Annotated in this window: 14 protein-coding genes; 10 read left to right on the forward strand and 4 right to left on the reverse strand. The window is 71.1% G+C overall.

Annotation, left to right across the window (positions count from 1 at the left end; genetic code table 11):
- The 3 genes from aceE to VGK78_RS15955 all read left to right on the forward strand — a co-directional run.
- Nucleotides 1–2,453 (forward strand): pyruvate dehydrogenase (acetyl-transferring), homodimeric type (aceE, locus tag VGK78_RS15945; RefSeq protein WP_331528689.1); only part of this gene is annotated, 2,453 nt, incomplete at its 5' end.
- Between the two features lie 39 nt (nucleotides 2,454–2,492).
- Nucleotides 2,493–4,145, forward strand: coding sequence for an FAD-dependent oxidoreductase (locus VGK78_RS15950; protein WP_331528691.1), 1,653 nt, complete (start codon nucleotides 2,493–2,495; stop codon nucleotides 4,143–4,145).
- Between the two features lie 13 nt (nucleotides 4,146–4,158).
- The gene (locus tag VGK78_RS15955) at nucleotides 4,159–5,562 is read left to right on the forward strand and encodes a sensor histidine kinase (protein ID WP_331528692.1); all 1,404 of its coding nucleotides are present in this window, start codon (nucleotides 4,159–4,161) and stop codon (nucleotides 5,560–5,562) included.
- Nucleotides 5,563–5,668: 106 nt separating this feature from the next.
- Here VGK78_RS15955 and VGK78_RS15960 read toward each other — a convergent pair whose 3' ends face one another.
- Together VGK78_RS15960 and VGK78_RS15965 are read right to left on the reverse strand one after the other, a co-directional pair.
- On the reverse strand, nucleotides 5,669–6,088 hold the full coding sequence (locus VGK78_RS15960; protein WP_331528693.1) for a PPOX class F420-dependent oxidoreductase: 420 nt from the start codon (nucleotides 6,086–6,088) through the stop codon (nucleotides 5,669–5,671).
- Nucleotides 6,089–6,127: 39 nt separating this feature from the next.
- Nucleotides 6,128–7,069, reverse strand: a complete 942-nt coding sequence (locus VGK78_RS15965; protein ID WP_331528694.1) for an alpha/beta fold hydrolase — start codon at nucleotides 7,067–7,069, stop codon at nucleotides 6,128–6,130.
- 119 nt (nucleotides 7,070–7,188) lie between these two features.
- On the opposite strand from VGK78_RS15965, the gene VGK78_RS15970 reads away from it, so the two are divergent.
- From VGK78_RS15970 to VGK78_RS15995, 6 genes are all read left to right on the forward strand, one after another.
- Nucleotides 7,189–8,403 carry a PucR family transcriptional regulator gene (locus VGK78_RS15970; RefSeq protein WP_331528696.1) on the forward strand — a complete coding sequence of 405 codons (1,215 nt, stop codon included), beginning with the start codon at nucleotides 7,189–7,191 and terminating at the stop codon, nucleotides 8,401–8,403.
- Nucleotides 8,404–8,482: 79 nt separating this feature from the next.
- Nucleotides 8,483–9,667 (forward strand): acyltransferase domain-containing protein, encoded by a 1,185-nt coding sequence (locus VGK78_RS15975; protein ID WP_331528697.1) that lies wholly within the window; start codon nucleotides 8,483–8,485, stop codon nucleotides 9,665–9,667.
- A complete protein-coding gene (locus tag VGK78_RS15980; protein ID WP_331528698.1) occupies nucleotides 9,667–10,668 on the forward strand; it encodes a beta-ketoacyl-ACP synthase III in 1,002 nt (333 codons plus the stop codon). The genes VGK78_RS15975 and VGK78_RS15980 overlap by 1 nt, the downstream gene beginning before the upstream one ends.
- Before the next feature lie 39 nt (nucleotides 10,669–10,707).
- Complete coding sequence (locus VGK78_RS15985) at nucleotides 10,708–10,953, forward strand: acyl carrier protein (protein ID WP_331528699.1); 246 nt, start codon at nucleotides 10,708–10,710, stop codon at nucleotides 10,951–10,953.
- 55 nt (nucleotides 10,954–11,008) lie between these two features.
- Nucleotides 11,009–12,247 (forward strand): beta-ketoacyl-ACP synthase II, encoded by a 1,239-nt coding sequence (gene fabF / locus VGK78_RS15990; RefSeq protein ID WP_331528700.1) that lies wholly within the window; start codon nucleotides 11,009–11,011, stop codon nucleotides 12,245–12,247.
- Nucleotides 12,248–12,283: 36 nt separating this feature from the next.
- Nucleotides 12,284–13,717, forward strand: a complete 1,434-nt coding sequence (locus VGK78_RS15995) for an acyl-CoA carboxylase subunit beta (protein ID WP_331528702.1) — start codon at nucleotides 12,284–12,286, stop codon at nucleotides 13,715–13,717.
- Between the two features lie 128 nt (nucleotides 13,718–13,845).
- On the opposite strand, the gene VGK78_RS16000 is transcribed toward VGK78_RS15995, so the two are convergent.
- Nucleotides 13,846–14,112 carry a hypothetical protein gene (locus VGK78_RS16000; protein WP_331528703.1) on the reverse strand — a complete coding sequence of 89 codons (267 nt, stop codon included), beginning with the start codon at nucleotides 14,110–14,112 and terminating at the stop codon, nucleotides 13,846–13,848.
- On the opposite strand from VGK78_RS16000, the gene VGK78_RS16005 reads away from it, so the two are divergent.
- On the forward strand, nucleotides 14,111–14,545 hold the full coding sequence (locus VGK78_RS16005) for a hypothetical protein (protein ID WP_331528704.1): 435 nt from the start codon (nucleotides 14,111–14,113) through the stop codon (nucleotides 14,543–14,545). The two genes, VGK78_RS16000 and VGK78_RS16005, sit on opposite strands and share 2 nt — an antisense overlap.
- Nucleotides 14,546–14,565: 20 nt before the next feature.
- Here the strand turns inward: VGK78_RS16005 and VGK78_RS16010 are convergent, their stop codons facing one another.
- The gene (locus VGK78_RS16010) at nucleotides 14,566–15,078 is read right to left on the reverse strand and encodes a DUF3145 domain-containing protein (protein ID WP_331528705.1); all 513 of its coding nucleotides are present in this window, start codon (nucleotides 15,076–15,078) and stop codon (nucleotides 14,566–14,568) included.
- Nucleotides 15,079–15,352 lie beyond the last annotated feature (274 nt).

Below are 15,352 nucleotides of genomic sequence, written 5' to 3' on the forward strand. Positions count from 1 at the left end.
AACGCCCCGGGATCGGTGTCGGCGGGCACATCTCCACCTACGCCTCGGCCGCGTCGCTCTACGAGGTGGGCTTCAACCACTTCTTCCGCGGGCATGACGCCGAGGGCGGCGGGGACCAGATCTTCTTCCAGGGACACGCTTCGCCCGGTATCTACGCACGGGCCTACCTCGAAGGCCGGCTGTCGGCGGACCAGCTCGATGGTTTCCGCCAGGAAGTGTCGCATCGCGGCCTCGGCGGCGGCCTGCCGTCCTATCCGCACCCGCGGCTCATGCGGGGATTCTGGGAGTTCCCGACCGTGTCGATGGGTCTCGGCCCGTTGAACGCGATCTACCAGGCCCGGTTCAACCGCTACCTGCAGAACCGCGGGATCAAGGACACCAGCCAGCAGCACGTCTGGGCGTTCCTCGGCGACGGCGAGATGGGCGAGCCCGAGTCGCTCGGCGCGATCGGGCTGGCGGCACGCGAGGAGCTCGACAACCTCACGTTCGTCATCAACTGCAACCTCCAGCAGCTCGACGGCCCGGTGCGCGGCGACGGCAAGATCATCCAGGAGCTCGAGTCGTACTTCCGGGGCGCCGGGTGGAACGTGATCAAGGTGGTCTGGGGTCGCGAGTGGGACGCGCTGCTCGCCCAGGACGTCGACGGCGTGCTCGTCAACCAGATGAACAAGACCCCGGACGGCCAGTTCCAGACCTACTCGGTCGAGACGGGCGCCTACATCCGCGAGCACTTCTTCGGCGGTGACGCGCGGCTGCGGAAGATGGTCGAGAACATGTCCGACCGCGACATCGAGCTGCTGCCCCGGGGCGGGCACGACTACCGGAAGGTGTACGCCGCCTTCGACGCGGCCAGCAAGCACGTCGGTCAGCCGACGGTGATCCTGGCCCACACGATCAAGGGCTGGACGATCGACGCCCTCGAGGGCCGCAACGCGACCCACCAGATGAAGAAGCTGAACGCCGCGACCCTCAAGTCGTTCCGCGACCGCCTCGAGCTGCCGATCTCCGACCAGGAGATCGACGAGCACTACGAGTTCGACGGGTCGGCGCCGTTCTACCACCCGGGCGAGGGCTCCGCGGAGCTGGAGTACCTCCGCGACCGTCGTCGCGCACTCGGTGGCGGCGTGCCGATGCGGCGGGTCGGCCCGAAGCAGCTCACGCTGCCCGCCGACACCATGTACGACGAGCTGAAGCAGGGGTCCGGGAAGCAGAAGATCGCCACCACGATGGCGTTCGTGCGACTGCTCAAGGACCTGATGAAGGACAAGAACCTCGGGCCCCGGATCGTGCCGATCGCGCCCGACGAGTACCGCACGTTCGGCATGGACTCGATGTTCGCGACCGCGAAGATCTACAACCCGGCCGGGATGCAGTACGAGTCGGTCGACCGCAAGCTGCTGCTGGCGTGGAAGGAGTCGACCGAGGGCCAGATGCTCCACGAAGGCATCTCCGAGGCCGGCTGCGTCGCCTCCGCCACGGCCGCGGGCTCGTCGTACGCGACCCACGGCGAGCCGATGATCCCGGTCTACATCTTCTACTCGATGTTCGGCTTCCAGCGCACCGGCGACGGCATCTGGGCGATGGCCGACCAGCTCGCGCGCGGGTTCCTGATCGGCGCCACGGCCGGCCGGACCACGCTGACCGGCGAGGGCCTGCAGCACGCCGACGGGCACTCCCCCTTGCTGGCGCTGACCAACCCGGCGGTCGTGCACTACGACCCGGCGTTCGCCTACGAGATCGCCCACATCGTGCAGGACGGGCTGAGCCGGATGTACGGCTCGACCGAGGAGCACCCGCACGGCGAGAACGTCATCTACTACCTCACCGTCTACAACGAGCCGATCTCGCAGCCGGCCGAGCCCGAGAACCTCGACGTCGAGGGGCTGCTGCGCGGGATGTACCACCTCGCCGGCCCGCTCGACGGTCTCCCGGACGACGCCCCGCGCGTGCAGCTGATGGCGAGCGGTGTCGGGCTGCCGTGGGTGCAGAAGGCACAGAAGCTGCTCCGCGACGACTGGGGCGTGGCGGCCGACATCTGGTCGGTCACCTCGTGGAACGAGCTCTCCCGCGAGGCCCTGGCCGTCGAGGAGTGGAACCTCATGCACCCGCTCGAGGAGCCACGAACGGCGTACGTCACCGACAAGGTCAAGGACGCCCCCGGCCCGTTCGTGGCGGTCAGCGACTACATGCGCGCCGTGCCGCAGACGATCTCGCGGTGGATCCCCCAGCGGTTCCACGCCCTGGGTGCCGACGGTTTCGGCTTCGCGGACACGCGGGCGGCTGCCCGGAGGTTCTTCAAGATCGACGCGGAGTCGGTGGTGTGCCAGGCGCTGGCCGCGCTGGCCGAGGAGGGCAAGGTCGGTCGCGACGCCGTCCAGAAGGCGCTCGACCACTACCGGATCGACGACCCGACCGCCGTCTCCGGCGTGAAGCAGGAGGGCGGCGACGCCTGACGGACCTATGCTGTCCTCCTACCTGGGGGGAGCACACGCATGGCCCGGCCGACGATCCTGAGCGTCGACGACGACCCACAGGTGTCCGCCGCGCTGACGCGTGACCTGAAGCGGCGGTACGGCTCGGAGTACCGCATCCTCTCGGCCACCTCGGCCGCGCAGGCGCTCGAGCTGCTCGGGGCGCTCGCCCTCCGCACCGACCCGGTCGCGCTGATCGTCAGCGACCAGAAGATGCCCGAGAAGACCGGGATCGAGCTCCTCGGTGAGTCCGGCGGCCTGGCGCCCGAGGCCAAGCGGCTGCTGCTGACGGCGTACGCCGACACCGACGTGGCGATCGCCGCGATCAACGACATCGGCCTCGACTACTACCTGCTCAAGCCCTGGGATCCGCCGGACGAGCGGCTGTTCCCGATCGTCGACGACCTGCTCGGCGACTGGCGTCGCGGGCATCCGGACGTCACCAACGACGTCCAGGTCGTCGGGGATCGCTGGTCCGACCGCACGCACGAGCTGAAGACTTTCCTCGCCCGCAACCACGTGCCCTACCGGTGGTACGACGTGGAGCGCGACGACGAGGGGCGGCGGCTGTTCGAGCTGGCCGGTGGGGTACGCGGCGACCTGCCGCTGGTGCTGGTCCCCGACCGCGAGCCGCTGCGCGCACCCGCCCTGCTGGAGGCGGCGGCCGCGCTGGGTCTCCATGTGGAGGCCGAGCATCCCCTCTACGACGTGTGCATCGTCGGTGGCGGGCCCGCCGGGCTGGCTGCCGGGGTGTACGCCGCGTCCGAAGGGCTGAAGACGGTCATCGTCGAGCGCGAGGCACCGGGCGGACAGGCCGGCCAGAGCTCGGCGATCGAGAACTACCTGGGCTTCCCCCGCGGGCTGAGTGGCTCCGATCTCGCCCAGCGGGCGCTGGCCCAGGTGTCGCGCTTCGGCGCCGAGCTGGTGCTGGCGCGTGAGGTGGTCGGGCTCGAGCAACGAGGGACGGTACGTGCCGTCCTGCTGGAGGGCGGTGGCGAGGTCGAGGCACGGTCCGTCGTGGTCTCGACCGGTGTCTCCTACCGACGGCTCCAGGCCGACGGCGTCGAGCAGCTGACCGGCAAGGGTGTGTACTACGGCGCGACCGCGGCCGAGGCGGCGCAGACCGCCGGCGACATGGTCTACATCGTGGGCGGAGCCAACTCCGCCGGCCAGGCGGCCCTGAACTTCGCCAAGCACGCCAAGCAGGTCACCCTGCTCGTCCGCGGGTCGGACCTGCTGGCCACGATGTCGACGTACCTCGTCGATCGGATCACGGCGGCGTCCAACATCAGCGTGCGCTGCGGCACCGAGGTCGGAGCGGCCGACGGGGACGACCACCTGGAGCGGCTGACCCTCGTCGAGCGCGGCTCCGGACACCGCGAGGACGTCGAGGCGTCGTGGCTGTTCGTCTTCATCGGCGCCTCACCCCGCACCGACTGGCTGGGCGAGCCGGTCGCCCGCGACTCCCACGGCTTCGTGCTCACCGGCCCCGAGGTGATCACCGCCGACAGGCACTGGGGCCTGGCCCGCGCGCCGTTCGCCCTCGAGACGAGCGTGCCGGGGGTGTTCGCCGCGGGCGACGTCCGGCTGGACTCGATGAAGCGGGTCGCGTCCGCGGTCGGCGAGGGCGCGATGTCGATCTACCTGGTCCACCGCTACCTGGCGACCGTCTGAGAGGAACGCGCTGATGGACGTCGAGGAGCTGCGTGGCATCGAGCTGTTCACCGGGTTGACCGACGACCAGCTCGCGGATCTCGCCACCAGTGGCGACGAGGTGCCCTTCGAGCCCGGCGACGTGGTCTTCACCGAGGGCGAGCACGCCGACGAGTGGTGGGTGCTGCTCGAGGGTTCGCTCGACCTCGTCCGCAAGGTCGGACGCGAGGACGTCGTGGTCGCGCGGATGGACGTCGTCGGCCGGTGGGCCGGGGGTTTCCGGGCCTGGGACGACAACGGGATCTATCTCGCGACCGGCCGCGGGGCCACGCCCGGACGCGTGCTCCGGCTCGACGCCCCACACCTGCGCGAGCTGGTGAACCGCTGGTTCCCCCTCGCCGGACACCTGATCGGCGGCCTGCACCACACCGCGCGGTCGATCGAGTCCACCGTGCGCCAGCGCGACGCCCTGGTGACCCTGGGCACCCTCGCGGCCGGGCTCGCCCACGAGATCAACAACCCCGCGGCAGCCGCGAGCCGGACCGTCGACGACCTCGGCCGGTGCTGCGACGCCCTGCTCGAGGCGCTCGGCCGGCTCGCCCACGACGACATCACGGCGGCCCAGTTCAGCGACCTCGACGACCTCCGTCGAGAGCTGGGCGGCTCCACGGTGGCCCCCAGCCCCCTCGACGCGCTGGCGATGGCCGACCGCGAGAGTGAGGTCGCCACCTGGCTGGAGGGCCACGGCGTACCCGACGCGTGGGGGCTCGCCTCGAACCTCGTCTCGGGCGGCGTCGACGCCGCGTGGTGCGAGCAGGCGCACGAGGCCCTCGGCGACCGCGCCCTCGCCCCCGGGCTCGAGTGGGTGTCGGCGACGGTGTCGTCCAAGAGCCTGCTGTCGGAGCTGAAGGACGCCGTACGCCGGATCTCCGACCTGGTGGCGGCGGTGCGCTCCTACTCCCAGATGGACCGGGCGTCCGCACAGCGCATCGACGTCCGCGACGGGCTCGAGAGCACGCTGACGATGCTCGGGCACAAGCTCAAGGGCGGTGTGGACGTCGTCCGCGAGTACGCCGACGTGCCCCAGATCGACGCGTACGCCGGCGAGCTCAACCAGGTCTGGACCAACCTGATCGACAACGCCGTGGATGCGATGGACGGCCGGGGAACGCTCACGATCCGCACCCGCGCCCAGGGTGAGTGGGTGGTCGTCGAGCTCGCCGACACGGGTCCGGGCATGCCGCCCGAGGTCGTGGCACGCGCGTTCGAGCCGTTCTTCACCACCAAGGACGTGGGCAAGGGCACCGGCCTCGGGCTCGACATCGCCCGCCGGATCGTGGTGGAGCGACACGGCGGCCTGATCGAGATCGACTCCCCCGTCTCCGAGGGCAAGGGCACCGTGATGCGGGTCAGTCTGCCGCTCAAGCCGCGCGCCTGACATGGCCTCTCGCACAGCTTCGCGAGCGTGTCGTCGCCCCGTGCCGGTTACGAACCGCTCGAAGCCGCGGATCACCCCGCCAGGCGGTTAGTCCGACGAACGAAGCTCACCGGAGCAGACCGTAGGCGCGGGTCGGTGTCAGCCGGACCGCCACGCGTCCTTCGGAGACCATCGCCTGCCGGTACTCGTCCCAGTCGGAGTGCTCGCCACTGACCGCGCGGAAGTAGTCGACCAGCTCCTCGACGGCCGGGTCGTGCGGGTCCCCAGCGACGTCGGAGAAGGTCGCCTCGGCCTCGAGGACGGCGTAGGACCAGAAGCTCGAGCCGTCGACCTTGAGCGCGGCCCAGGGCTGCCGCCGCAGGTTGTGGTACTTCGCGGTGTCCGCCGTCGTGCTCACCACGATCAGGCCGTCGTCGCGCACGTAGTGCAGGACGTTCGACAGCTGCGGCCTCCCGTCACTCCGGATCGTCGTGAGCACGGACTGGTGGGTGGCGCGAGCCGTCGCGATGGCCTCGTCGAGCTCCATGTCGGAGGAAGGTGGATCGGCGTCCGAGAATTCCCGCGCTCAGGCGCTCGGCGCGTCAACCACCTCCAGCGGAGTGCCGGGAGCCGGGCCACGCTCGAGCAGGCGGCGCCAGCGGGCGCGGGAGTACGTCGCCGGGCGGGTGGTCTTGATGAAGTCGTTGAGGAGCTTCACGAACCGCTCGGGATGGTCCTTGTGGGGGAAGTGGCCGGCGTTCGGGATGATCTCCACCCGGGCGTCGGGCGCCAGCTCCGCCGCCCGGGCCGCATGGCTGACCGGGATCACCCGGTCCTGGTCGCCCCAGACCACGCACATCGGCATGGCCTCGGTGAGGTACGCGCGGTCCGCCATGGACACGATCTGGCCCTGCCAGTCGACGACGGCCCGGACGACGTGCCGGATCGCGGCCCGCGCCCGAGGGTCGCGAAGCGACTGGTAGATCTCCGCGACCTCGTCGAAGTCGCGGAACTCCTTCAGGCCGGTCCGGGCGAGGGCCTTGAGGCCGGCGGTGCCGAGATGACGTACGCCGGGCAGCGTCAGCGCGCCCATCACCTGGTGGAAGCCGGTGGTCGTGATGGCGCGGATGGCCGTCGAGACCTCCGGGCCGAGCCCACCGGAGCCGACCAGCACGAGCCGCTCGGTGCGCTCTGGGAACTGGTAGGCGAACTGCATCGCCACACCGCCACCGAAGCTGTGCCCGACCACGGTGACCTGGTCGATCCCGAGCAGGGTCAGCAGGTCGCGCATCCCGTTCGCGAACGCGCCGATGCTGTAGTCGGCGCGCGGCTTGTCCGACTCACCGTGGCCGAGCAGGTCCGGTGCGATCACCGTGTATCGCCGCGCCAGGGAGTCCAGGACCGGCAGCCACGTGCGATGGGTGCACCCCAGGCCGTGGAGGAGCAGCAGCGTCGGGCCCTTCCCCGCCTTCACGTACGCCTGCCGATGGCCGTGGATCGTCACGTGCTGGACGGCGCGCTGGCGCATCGGCGGGTCAGCCTCCTCGTTGAGACGCAGCAGGACCCGGGGCGCGGGTCCTGCGAGATTCAACCAGACGTACCCGGCGCTCGGGCGCGCGAAACCCGGTGTTCACTAGGGTCGACAATGTGAGCGCACGCGTCGTACCCACGACCCCGGACGACCCGTCGGGTGGTGGCGCATCGCGCGACCGTGCCGCCGACGCGCTGCGCCGTTCGACCGGCGCTCTCAGCTCGGCCGCGATGTCGCGGATGCTCAGCGACGTGCCGTGGTTCGCCGAGCTCTCCGCCGAGAGCAGGTCCTGGGTGGGCCAGATCCTGCAGGCCGGCATCCAGGGGTTCGTGGACTGGTTCCGGTCCGGGGACGCCGAGGCGTTCCCCGGCGACACCGCCGCCGCGGTCTTCGGCGCGGCTCCGCGCAGCATGACCGGGGTGATCACCCTCGGCCAGACCGTCGACCTGGTCCGGCTGGGCATCGAGGTGGTCGAGGCGCACGTCGACGACGTGGTCGACCCCGAGGACGCGCCGGCGGTCCACGGTGCCGTGCTCCGGTACGCCCGCGAGGTCGCGTTCGCCACGGCCGAGGTCTACGCCCGGGCGGCGGAGGCGCGGGGAGCCTGGGACGCCCGGCTCGAGGCGCTCGTGGTCGACTCGGTGCTCCGTGCGGAGGCCGACGAGGCGATCGCCTCCCGCGCCAGCGCCCTCGGCTGGGCACAGCGCGAAGGGGTCACCGTGGTCCTCGGACCCGCTCCGAGTCCCCGCACCGAGGACCTCTTCGACCAGGTACGGCGGGTAGCCCGGGCCGCCGGCATGGACGCGCTGTGCGCCACCCAGGGTGACCGGCTGGTGGTGATCCTCGGCGGCGTGGTCGACGCGGACAAGGCGGCGCACGCCGTGATGCGGTTCTTCGGCGACGGACCCGTGGTCGTCGGCCCGCGCACCGACGACCTCCCCTCGGCCCATGCCTCTGCGCGCGCCGCGCTGTCCGGGCTCCGGGCCGCGGCGGGATGGCCGGACGCGCCCCGTCCGGTGTCCAGCGACGACCTGCTCCCCGAGCGTGTGCTCGCCGGCGACGGCCACGCCAGACGTCATCTCGTGGAGGAGGTGTTCGTGCCGCTGAGCGGAGCCAAGGAGACGCTGATCGACACCCTGACGGCGTACTTCCAGCAGGGACAGTCGCTGGAGGCGGCCGCCCGGGCGCTGTTCGTCCACCCCAACACCGTGCGCTATCGGCTGCGCCAGGCCGCCGAGCTCACCGGGCTCTCCGCGACCGACCCGCGCGAAGGGCTGACCCTGCAGCTGGCGCTGGTGCTCGGACGCCAGGCGCACCGGCCGACTTTGTAGGAACCCTACAATTCTGGGTGGGCGAGTTTCGTGCGCGCCCGATGCGCCGTCCCGACCCCGCACCCGGAAGGCTGGACCCGTGCTCGTCATCGTCGCTCCCGGTCAGGGAGCCCAGACACCCGGCTTCCTGTCCCCCTGGCTGGACGATCCGACGTTCGCCTCCCGGTTCCAGTGGCTGTCGACGGTCGCCGGCATCGACCTGGCCCACTACGGCACCGAGGCGGACGCCGAGACGATCCGCGACACCCAGATCGCGCAGCCGCTGCTGGTCGCGACCGGGCTGATCACGGCCCTCGAGCTCTTCCCCCACCCCGCCGACGCGTTCAGCCAGATCGGGGCGGTGGCCGGTCACAGCGTCGGCGAGCTGGCCGCCGCGGCCGGCGCGCGCGCGATCACCGCCGAGCAGGCGATGGTGCTGGTCCGCGAGCGGGGCAAGGCGATGGCCCAGGCCGCAGCGACGACGGCGACCGGCATGACCGCGGTGCTCGGCGGCGATCGCGACGAGGTGCTCGCCGCGATCGAGTCGCACGGGCTCGTCGCGGCCAACAACAACGGTCCCGGCCAGGTCGTCGCCGCCGGCACGATGGAGCAGCTGCAGGCGTTCGCGGACCAGCCGCCCGCGAAGGCCCGCCTGGTGCCGCTGAGCGTGGCTGGCGCGTTCCACACCGAGCACATGGCGCCCGCGGTCGGCCACCTCGCGACCCTCGCCCGATCGGTGTCGACCCACGACCCGCGCACGCCGTGGATCTCCAACCGCGACGGCCAGGTCGTGCACGACGGCCGCGAGATCATGAAGCGCATCGTCGGTCAGATCGCCCAGCCGGTCCGGTGGGACCTCTGCATGGAGACCATGGCCGACCTCGGCGTCACCGGGATGCTGGAGATGCCGCCGGCCGGCACGCTCACCGGGATCGCGAAGCGAGCCCTGCCCGGCGTCGAGACCTTCGCCCTCAAGACCCCGGACCAGCTCGACGACGCCCGGGCGTTCTGCGCCAAGCACGGGGAGGCCTCGGTGATCGACACCTTCCCGACCTGGCTGATGGTCGTGTCCCCCGCCAAGGGCACCTTCCACCGCGCGGACGACGCGGTCGAGGCGACGGTCCTCGAGCCGGGCGCCGCGCTCGGCGACGTCGCCAGCCTGCGTGACCGGACCGAGGTGCGAGCACCGCACGGCGGCACGGTCGTGGAGTGGCTGGTCGAGGACGGCGACCTGGTCTCGCCCGGACAGCCCCTCGTGCGGCTCCACCCGGTGGGAGCAGCCTGATGGCCACCATCGCGACCGAGACCGGCTCGTCGTACGCCGCGGTGCTCGGCGTCGGCAGCTACCGCCCCTCGCGGGTCATCCCGAACGCCGACATCGTCGACGCGATCGACTCCAGCGATGAGTGGATCCAGCAGCGCTCCGGCATCCGGCAGCGGCGGTTCGCCAACGCCGAGGAGACGGTGCAGATGATGTCCGTCGCGGCCGCGCGCAAGGCGATCGACCGGGCCGGCATCGCCCCGGAGCAGATCGACTGCGTGATCGTCGCGACCGTGACCCACCTGCTGCAGACCCCGGCGATCGCCACCGCCATCGCCTACGAGCTCGGCACCGACCAGGCTGCGGCGTTCGACATCTCCGCCGCCTGCGCCGGCTTCTGCCACGGGCTGGCCCTGGCCGACCAGATGGTGCGGGGCGGCGCCTCCCGGTACTCCCTGGTGATCGGCGTCGAGCGACTCTCCGACCTGACCGACATGGAGGACCGCGGTACGGCGTTCATCTTCGCCGACGGCGCGGGCGCGGCGATCGTCGGACCGAGCGACAGCCCGGGCATCGGCCCGGTGGTGTGGGGCTCGGACGGCGAGCAGTTCGACCTGATCCGGCAGAAGGAGGACTGGCGCGACATCGTGGCGATGGAGCGGCCGGTTCTCCCCTACCTCACGATGCAGGGCAACCCGGTCTTCCGCTGGGCCTCGTTCACGATGGCCAAGGTCGCCCAGCAGGCGCTCGACAAGGCCGGGATCGCCCCCGACGACCTCGACGTGTTCGTGCCGCACCAGGCGAACATGCGGATCATCGACGCGATGGCCCGCGCCATGAAGCTTCCCGAGCGGGTGGCCATCGCCCGCGACATCGCCGACCAGGGCAACACGTCGGCGGCCTCGATCCCCCTGGCCCTCGATCGGATGATCGACGAGGGACAGGCCAAGAGCGGCGACATCGCGCTGCTGATCGCGTTCGGTGCCGGCCTGGCGTACGCCGCCCAGGTCATCACCGTGCCGTAACCACCCACGATGGTGACAACGAAAGAAGAGGAACACAGCATGGCCACCACCGAAGAGATCCGCGCCGACCTCGCCGAGATCGTCAACGAGGTCGCGGGCATCCCCGTCGAGGACGTCCAGCTCGACAAGTCGTTCGTCGACGACCTCGACGTCGACTCGCTGTCCATGGTCGAGGTCGTCGTGGCCGCCGAGGAGAAGTTCGGCGTCTCGATCCCCGACGACGAGGTGAAGAACCTCAAGACCGTGGGCGACGCCGTGTCGTTCATCGAGAACGCCCAGAGCTGATCGACGAGAGCCGATCGACCAGAGCTGATCCACCCCCAACCCACGAGGGACCCACATGTCTGACAAGCGTGTCGTCGTCACCGGGCTCGGTACCACCAACCCGGTCGGCGGCGACGTCTCCTCCACCTGGGACGCCCTGGTCAAGGGCCAGTCGGGAGTCCGTCGCATCGAGCAGGCCTGGGCCGAGGAGCTCCCGGTCAAGATCGCCGGTGTCGCCGCGGTCGAGCCGACCGAGGTGCTCGACCGGGTCAAGGCCAGGCGCCTCGACCGCACCTCCCAGTTCGCGATGGTCGCGACCATGGAGGCCTGGGCCGACTCCGGGCTGGACGAGGCGGAGATCGACCATGACCGCCTGGGCGTGGCGATGGCCTCCGGCATCGGCGGCCTGATCACGACACTGGAGAACTACGACGCGCTGACCCAGAAGGGTCCGCGCCGGGTCTCGCCGCTCGCCGTGCCGATGCTGATGCCGAACGCACCCGCGGCGAACGTCAGCCTGTACGTCCGCGCGCGTGCCGGAGTCAACACGCCGGTCTCGGCATGCGCATCGGGCAACGAGGCGATCTCGCTGGCTCTCGACCAGATCCGTCTCGGCCGTGCCGACGTCGTGCTGGCCGGTGGCACGGAGGCGGCGATCTGCCCCCTGCCCATCGCGGCTTTCGGCAACATGATGGCGCTGTCGAAGAACACCGGTGACCCGACCACGGTGTCCCGGCCCTGGGACGTCGCGCGCGACGGGTTCGTGCTCGGCGAAGGGGCCGGCGTACTCGTGCTGGAGTCGGAGGAGCACGCCAAGGCGCGCGGGGCGAAGATCTACGCGACCGTGCTGGGCGCCGGCATCACCGCGGACGCCCACGACATCGCCCAGCCCGACCCCGCGGGACGCGGAGGGGCGCGGGCGATCGTGCGGGCGCTCGAGGAGTCCGGCATCGAGCCGTCGGACGTGGTCCACATCAACGCCCACGCCACGTCGACCCCGCTCGGCGACATCGCCGAGGGGCTGATGATCCACGCGACGCTGGGCGCGCACGCGGACCGGGTCGTGGTCACCAGCACGAAGTCGATGACCGGGCACCTGCTCGGCGGCGCCGGCGCCCTCGAGGCGATCGCCACCGTGCTCGCGATCCGCGACCGGGTCAGTCCCCCGACGATCAACCTCGACGACAAGGACCCGCAGGTCGAGCTCGACATCCCGACCTCGGCTCGCGACCTGCCATCCGGTGACATCGCCGCCCTCAACAACTCGTTCGGCTTCGGCGGCGCCAACGTCGCCGTCGCCTTCGGGAGCTACTGAGCACCCCGCCCACAACTTCGAGGGGACCCCGCTGACATGACAGCCACCGACACCAAACCGGTCACGAAGCCGCCGCGCACCGAGGATCCGCGCTACCCGGTCCACCGGATCACTGCACTCCTCGACGAGGGCACGATGGAGCCGATCACCCCGGAGGACGACTCCGGGATGCTGGCCGCTGTCGGCCGGGTCAACGGCCGCCGGGTCGTGGTCTTCTGCTCCGACGCCACCGTGATGGGCGGCGCGATGGGCGACCAGGGTTGCCGCGTCGTCGTCGACGCCTACCACCGGGCGATGATCGACCAGGTGCCGATCATCGGCCTCTGGCACTCCGGTGGCGCCCGGCTGGCCGAAGGGGTGCTGTCACTCCACGCGGTCGGGCGGATCTTCCAGGTGATGACCCAGGCATCGGGCAAGATCCCGCAGATCTCGGTCGTGCTCGGCCCGGCGGCCGGCGGCGCGGCGTACGGCCCTGCCCTCACCGACGTGGTCATCCTCGGGCCCGACGGCCGGATCTTCGTGACCGGTCCGGACGTGGTCCGGTCGGTCACCGGCGAGGACGTCGACATGCTCCGCCTCGGCGGGCCCGAGCCGCACGGCCGACGTTCGGGTGTCGTCCACATCCTCACCGACAGCGAGGCCGAGGCCCTCGAGAGCGCGCGCATCGTCGCTTCCCTGCTCGGCAACCAGGGCGACCTCGACGTCTCGGCGGTCGAGGACCGGGACCTCTCGCAGGTGCTTCCCGAGTCGAAGAAGCGGGCGTACGACGTGCACCCCCTCGTCGACGCGATGCTCGACGAGGGCACCATGCAGGAGCTCCACGAGCGGTGGGCGCCCAACATCGTCACGGCGCTGGGCCGCTTCGGTGGGCGCACGGTCGGCGTGGTCGCGAACAACCCGCTCCGGCTCGGCGGTTGCCTCGACTCGCTCTCGGCGGAGAAGGCCTCCCGCTTCGTGCGGCTGTGCGACTCCCTCGGCGTCCCGCTGATCGTGCTGGTCGACGTCCCGGGCTATCTCCCGGGCGTCGGGCAGGAGTGGGACGGCGTCGTCCGCCGCGGCGCGAAGCTGCTGCACGCGTTCGGCGAGTGCGTCGTGCCGCGGGTCACGCTGATCACCCGGAAGACGTACGGCGGTGCCTACATCGCGATGAACTCCCGCGCGCTCGGCGCGACCAAGGTCTTCGCCTGGGAAGGCGCCGAGGTCGCCGTGATGGGGCCGGTGGCCGCGATCCGCATCCTGCACCGACGCAAGCTGGCCGAGGTGGCGCCCGAGATCCGGCCACAGGTCGAGGCCGAGCTGGCCGCCGAGCACGAGCGCCTCGCGGGCGGCGTCGACAAGGCGGAGGAGATCGGGGTCGTCGACGAGGTGGTCGAGCCGACCCGCACCCGGAGCGCCATCGCACGCGCGATCGACGACTGCGTCCAGGTGGACGGCGTACGTCGCGGCCAGCACGGCAACATCCCCCTCTGAGCATCCCTCCCGCGGCGTGACCCGCCCGGTTCGCGCTCGTTGAGGCGGCGGGAGCTCACGGGAGGGTCACTCATGCGTGCACGACGTCCTGGCTGACGGATCCCCGCGGCACGCGGCCGCGGCCACGGCTACTTCCTGGTCGGTGGCGACCCGACGAACGGGCGACCGGCGTTCACGATCAGCTCGGCGAAGGTCGTCCCGGGCCGGTTCAGGCTCACCGCCCACCTCACCTGGTACGACGACCCGCAACTGCCGACCCTGCCCGCGACCGAGCACCAGGTCCGGCTCGACCCGGCCCGCTTCCGGCTCACCCGCGCCTGACCCTGGCCCGGGTCGGGACGTAACGCAGCCTTGCGGAGGTCGTTGAACCTCTGCGACCCACGAGGGGGTGCCATGCACACGTCACGCGGCCGTCGCCTGCTCGCGACGCTCGCGCTCTCCTCCGCCCTGGTCGCCCTGGACGGCTCGACCCCGGCGTTCGCCTGGACCACGACGTACGGACACGTCGGCGCGGCCGACCGCACCTTGCGCCCGGACTGCCACCGCTACCGCTACCACTACGTGGTCAAGCCGCCCACGAACGACTGGATCCTCGAGACCTGGCTCTACGACCCGCGCGGCAAGCCGCGGGGCTCCGGCGACTTCGCAGCCGGGTCCGATCCGAAACGGGGATACTCCCACTTCGGCATCTGCCGGTCGACCGTGGTGCCCGGCCGTTTCACCATCACCGCACGGATCAGTTGGTATACCCCGGGCATGCTCCCGATGGATCCGCCGGTCCAGCACTCCCGGTGGTTCGAGCCGGCCCACTTCCACCTCCACCGCTGAGGCCGCGACTGGGTCGAGCGTCACACGACGTGGTGCAACCAGCGGACCGGAGCGCCGTCACCGGCATGACGGAAGGTCTCGAGCTCGTCGTCCCAGGGCTTGCCGAGCAGCTTGTCCACCTCGAGCAGCAGCGTGGTCTCGCCGAGCGACGCCTTGACCACGGCAGCCTTCAGGCGGTCCTCGGGGATCATGATGTCGCCGTGCAGGCCGGTGACGGCGTGGAAGACGCCGAGGTCCGGGGTGTAGGAGTAGCGGGCACCCTCGGATGCGGATGTCGGGTCCTCGGTGACCTCGAACCGGAGATGGTTCCAGCCGCGCAGTGCCGAGGCGATCGCGGCCGCGGTGCCGGGCTCGCCGGCGTAGGACAGCTCGGCGCGGTAGCAGCCGGCCTGGGCAGGCTGCGGGGACCACTCGACGTTGACGGCAGCGCCGAGCACGCCCCCGACGGCCCACTCGATGTGCGGGCACAGCGCCGAGGGCGCGGAGTGCACGTACAGCACGCCCCGCGTGGTCGGTGCAGGGCGGCTGTCGATGTGTGCGGTCACCGTGGTTCTCCTTCATCAGCGGCATCGGAGCGACGCCTTCCCCAGCGGGCTCAGCAGCCGACGTGGATCACCTGAGTGACAGTTGTGTAGTTATGGAGACATTGTGACCGATGGGATCGCGAAACGCCAGCAGCGGAGACCGGTCAGCCCAGCCGCTTCTCCAGCGCCTCGGCCCGCTGTGCGGCGTCGGTGATCTCGTGCGAGTCGACCGCGTGGGTGCGGTGGAACCAGGTGAGCGCCTCGGTGTCGCGGCCGGCCTCCT

The organism is Nocardioides sp. (genome assembly GCF_036503465.1).
GTDB lineage: Bacteria > Actinomycetota > Actinomycetes > Propionibacteriales > Nocardioidaceae > Nocardioides.

Bases quoted from the DNA above. Each gene is read 5' to 3' on its own strand.
- VGK78_RS15985 (WP_331528699.1), top strand. From the start codon at position 10,708: ATGGCCACCACCGAAGAGATCCGCGCCGACCTCGCCGAGATCGTCAAC.
- VGK78_RS15955 (WP_331528692.1), top strand. From the start codon at position 4,159: ATGGACGTCGAGGAGCTGCGTGGCATCGAGCTGTTCACCGGGTTGACC.
- VGK78_RS16000 (WP_331528703.1), bottom strand. From the start codon at position 14,112: ATGGCACCCCCTCGTGGGTCGCAGAGGTTCAACGACCTCCGCAAGGCT.
- VGK78_RS15965 (WP_331528694.1), bottom strand. From the start codon at position 7,069: ATGCGCCAGCGCGCCGTCCAGCACGTGACGATCCACGGCCATCGGCAG.
- VGK78_RS15995 (WP_331528702.1), top strand. From the start codon at position 12,284: ATGACAGCCACCGACACCAAACCGGTCACGAAGCCGCCGCGCACCGAG.
- VGK78_RS16005 (WP_331528704.1), top strand. From the start codon at position 14,111: ATGCACACGTCACGCGGCCGTCGCCTGCTCGCGACGCTCGCGCTCTCC.
- VGK78_RS15980 (WP_331528698.1), top strand. From the start codon at position 9,667: ATGGCCACCATCGCGACCGAGACCGGCTCGTCGTACGCCGCGGTGCTC.
- VGK78_RS15960 (WP_331528693.1), bottom strand. From the start codon at position 6,088: ATGGAGCTCGACGAGGCCATCGCGACGGCTCGCGCCACCCACCAGTCC.
- VGK78_RS15950 (WP_331528691.1), top strand. From the start codon at position 2,493: ATGGCCCGGCCGACGATCCTGAGCGTCGACGACGACCCACAGGTGTCC.
- fabF (WP_331528700.1), top strand. From the start codon at position 11,009: ATGTCTGACAAGCGTGTCGTCGTCACCGGGCTCGGTACCACCAACCCG.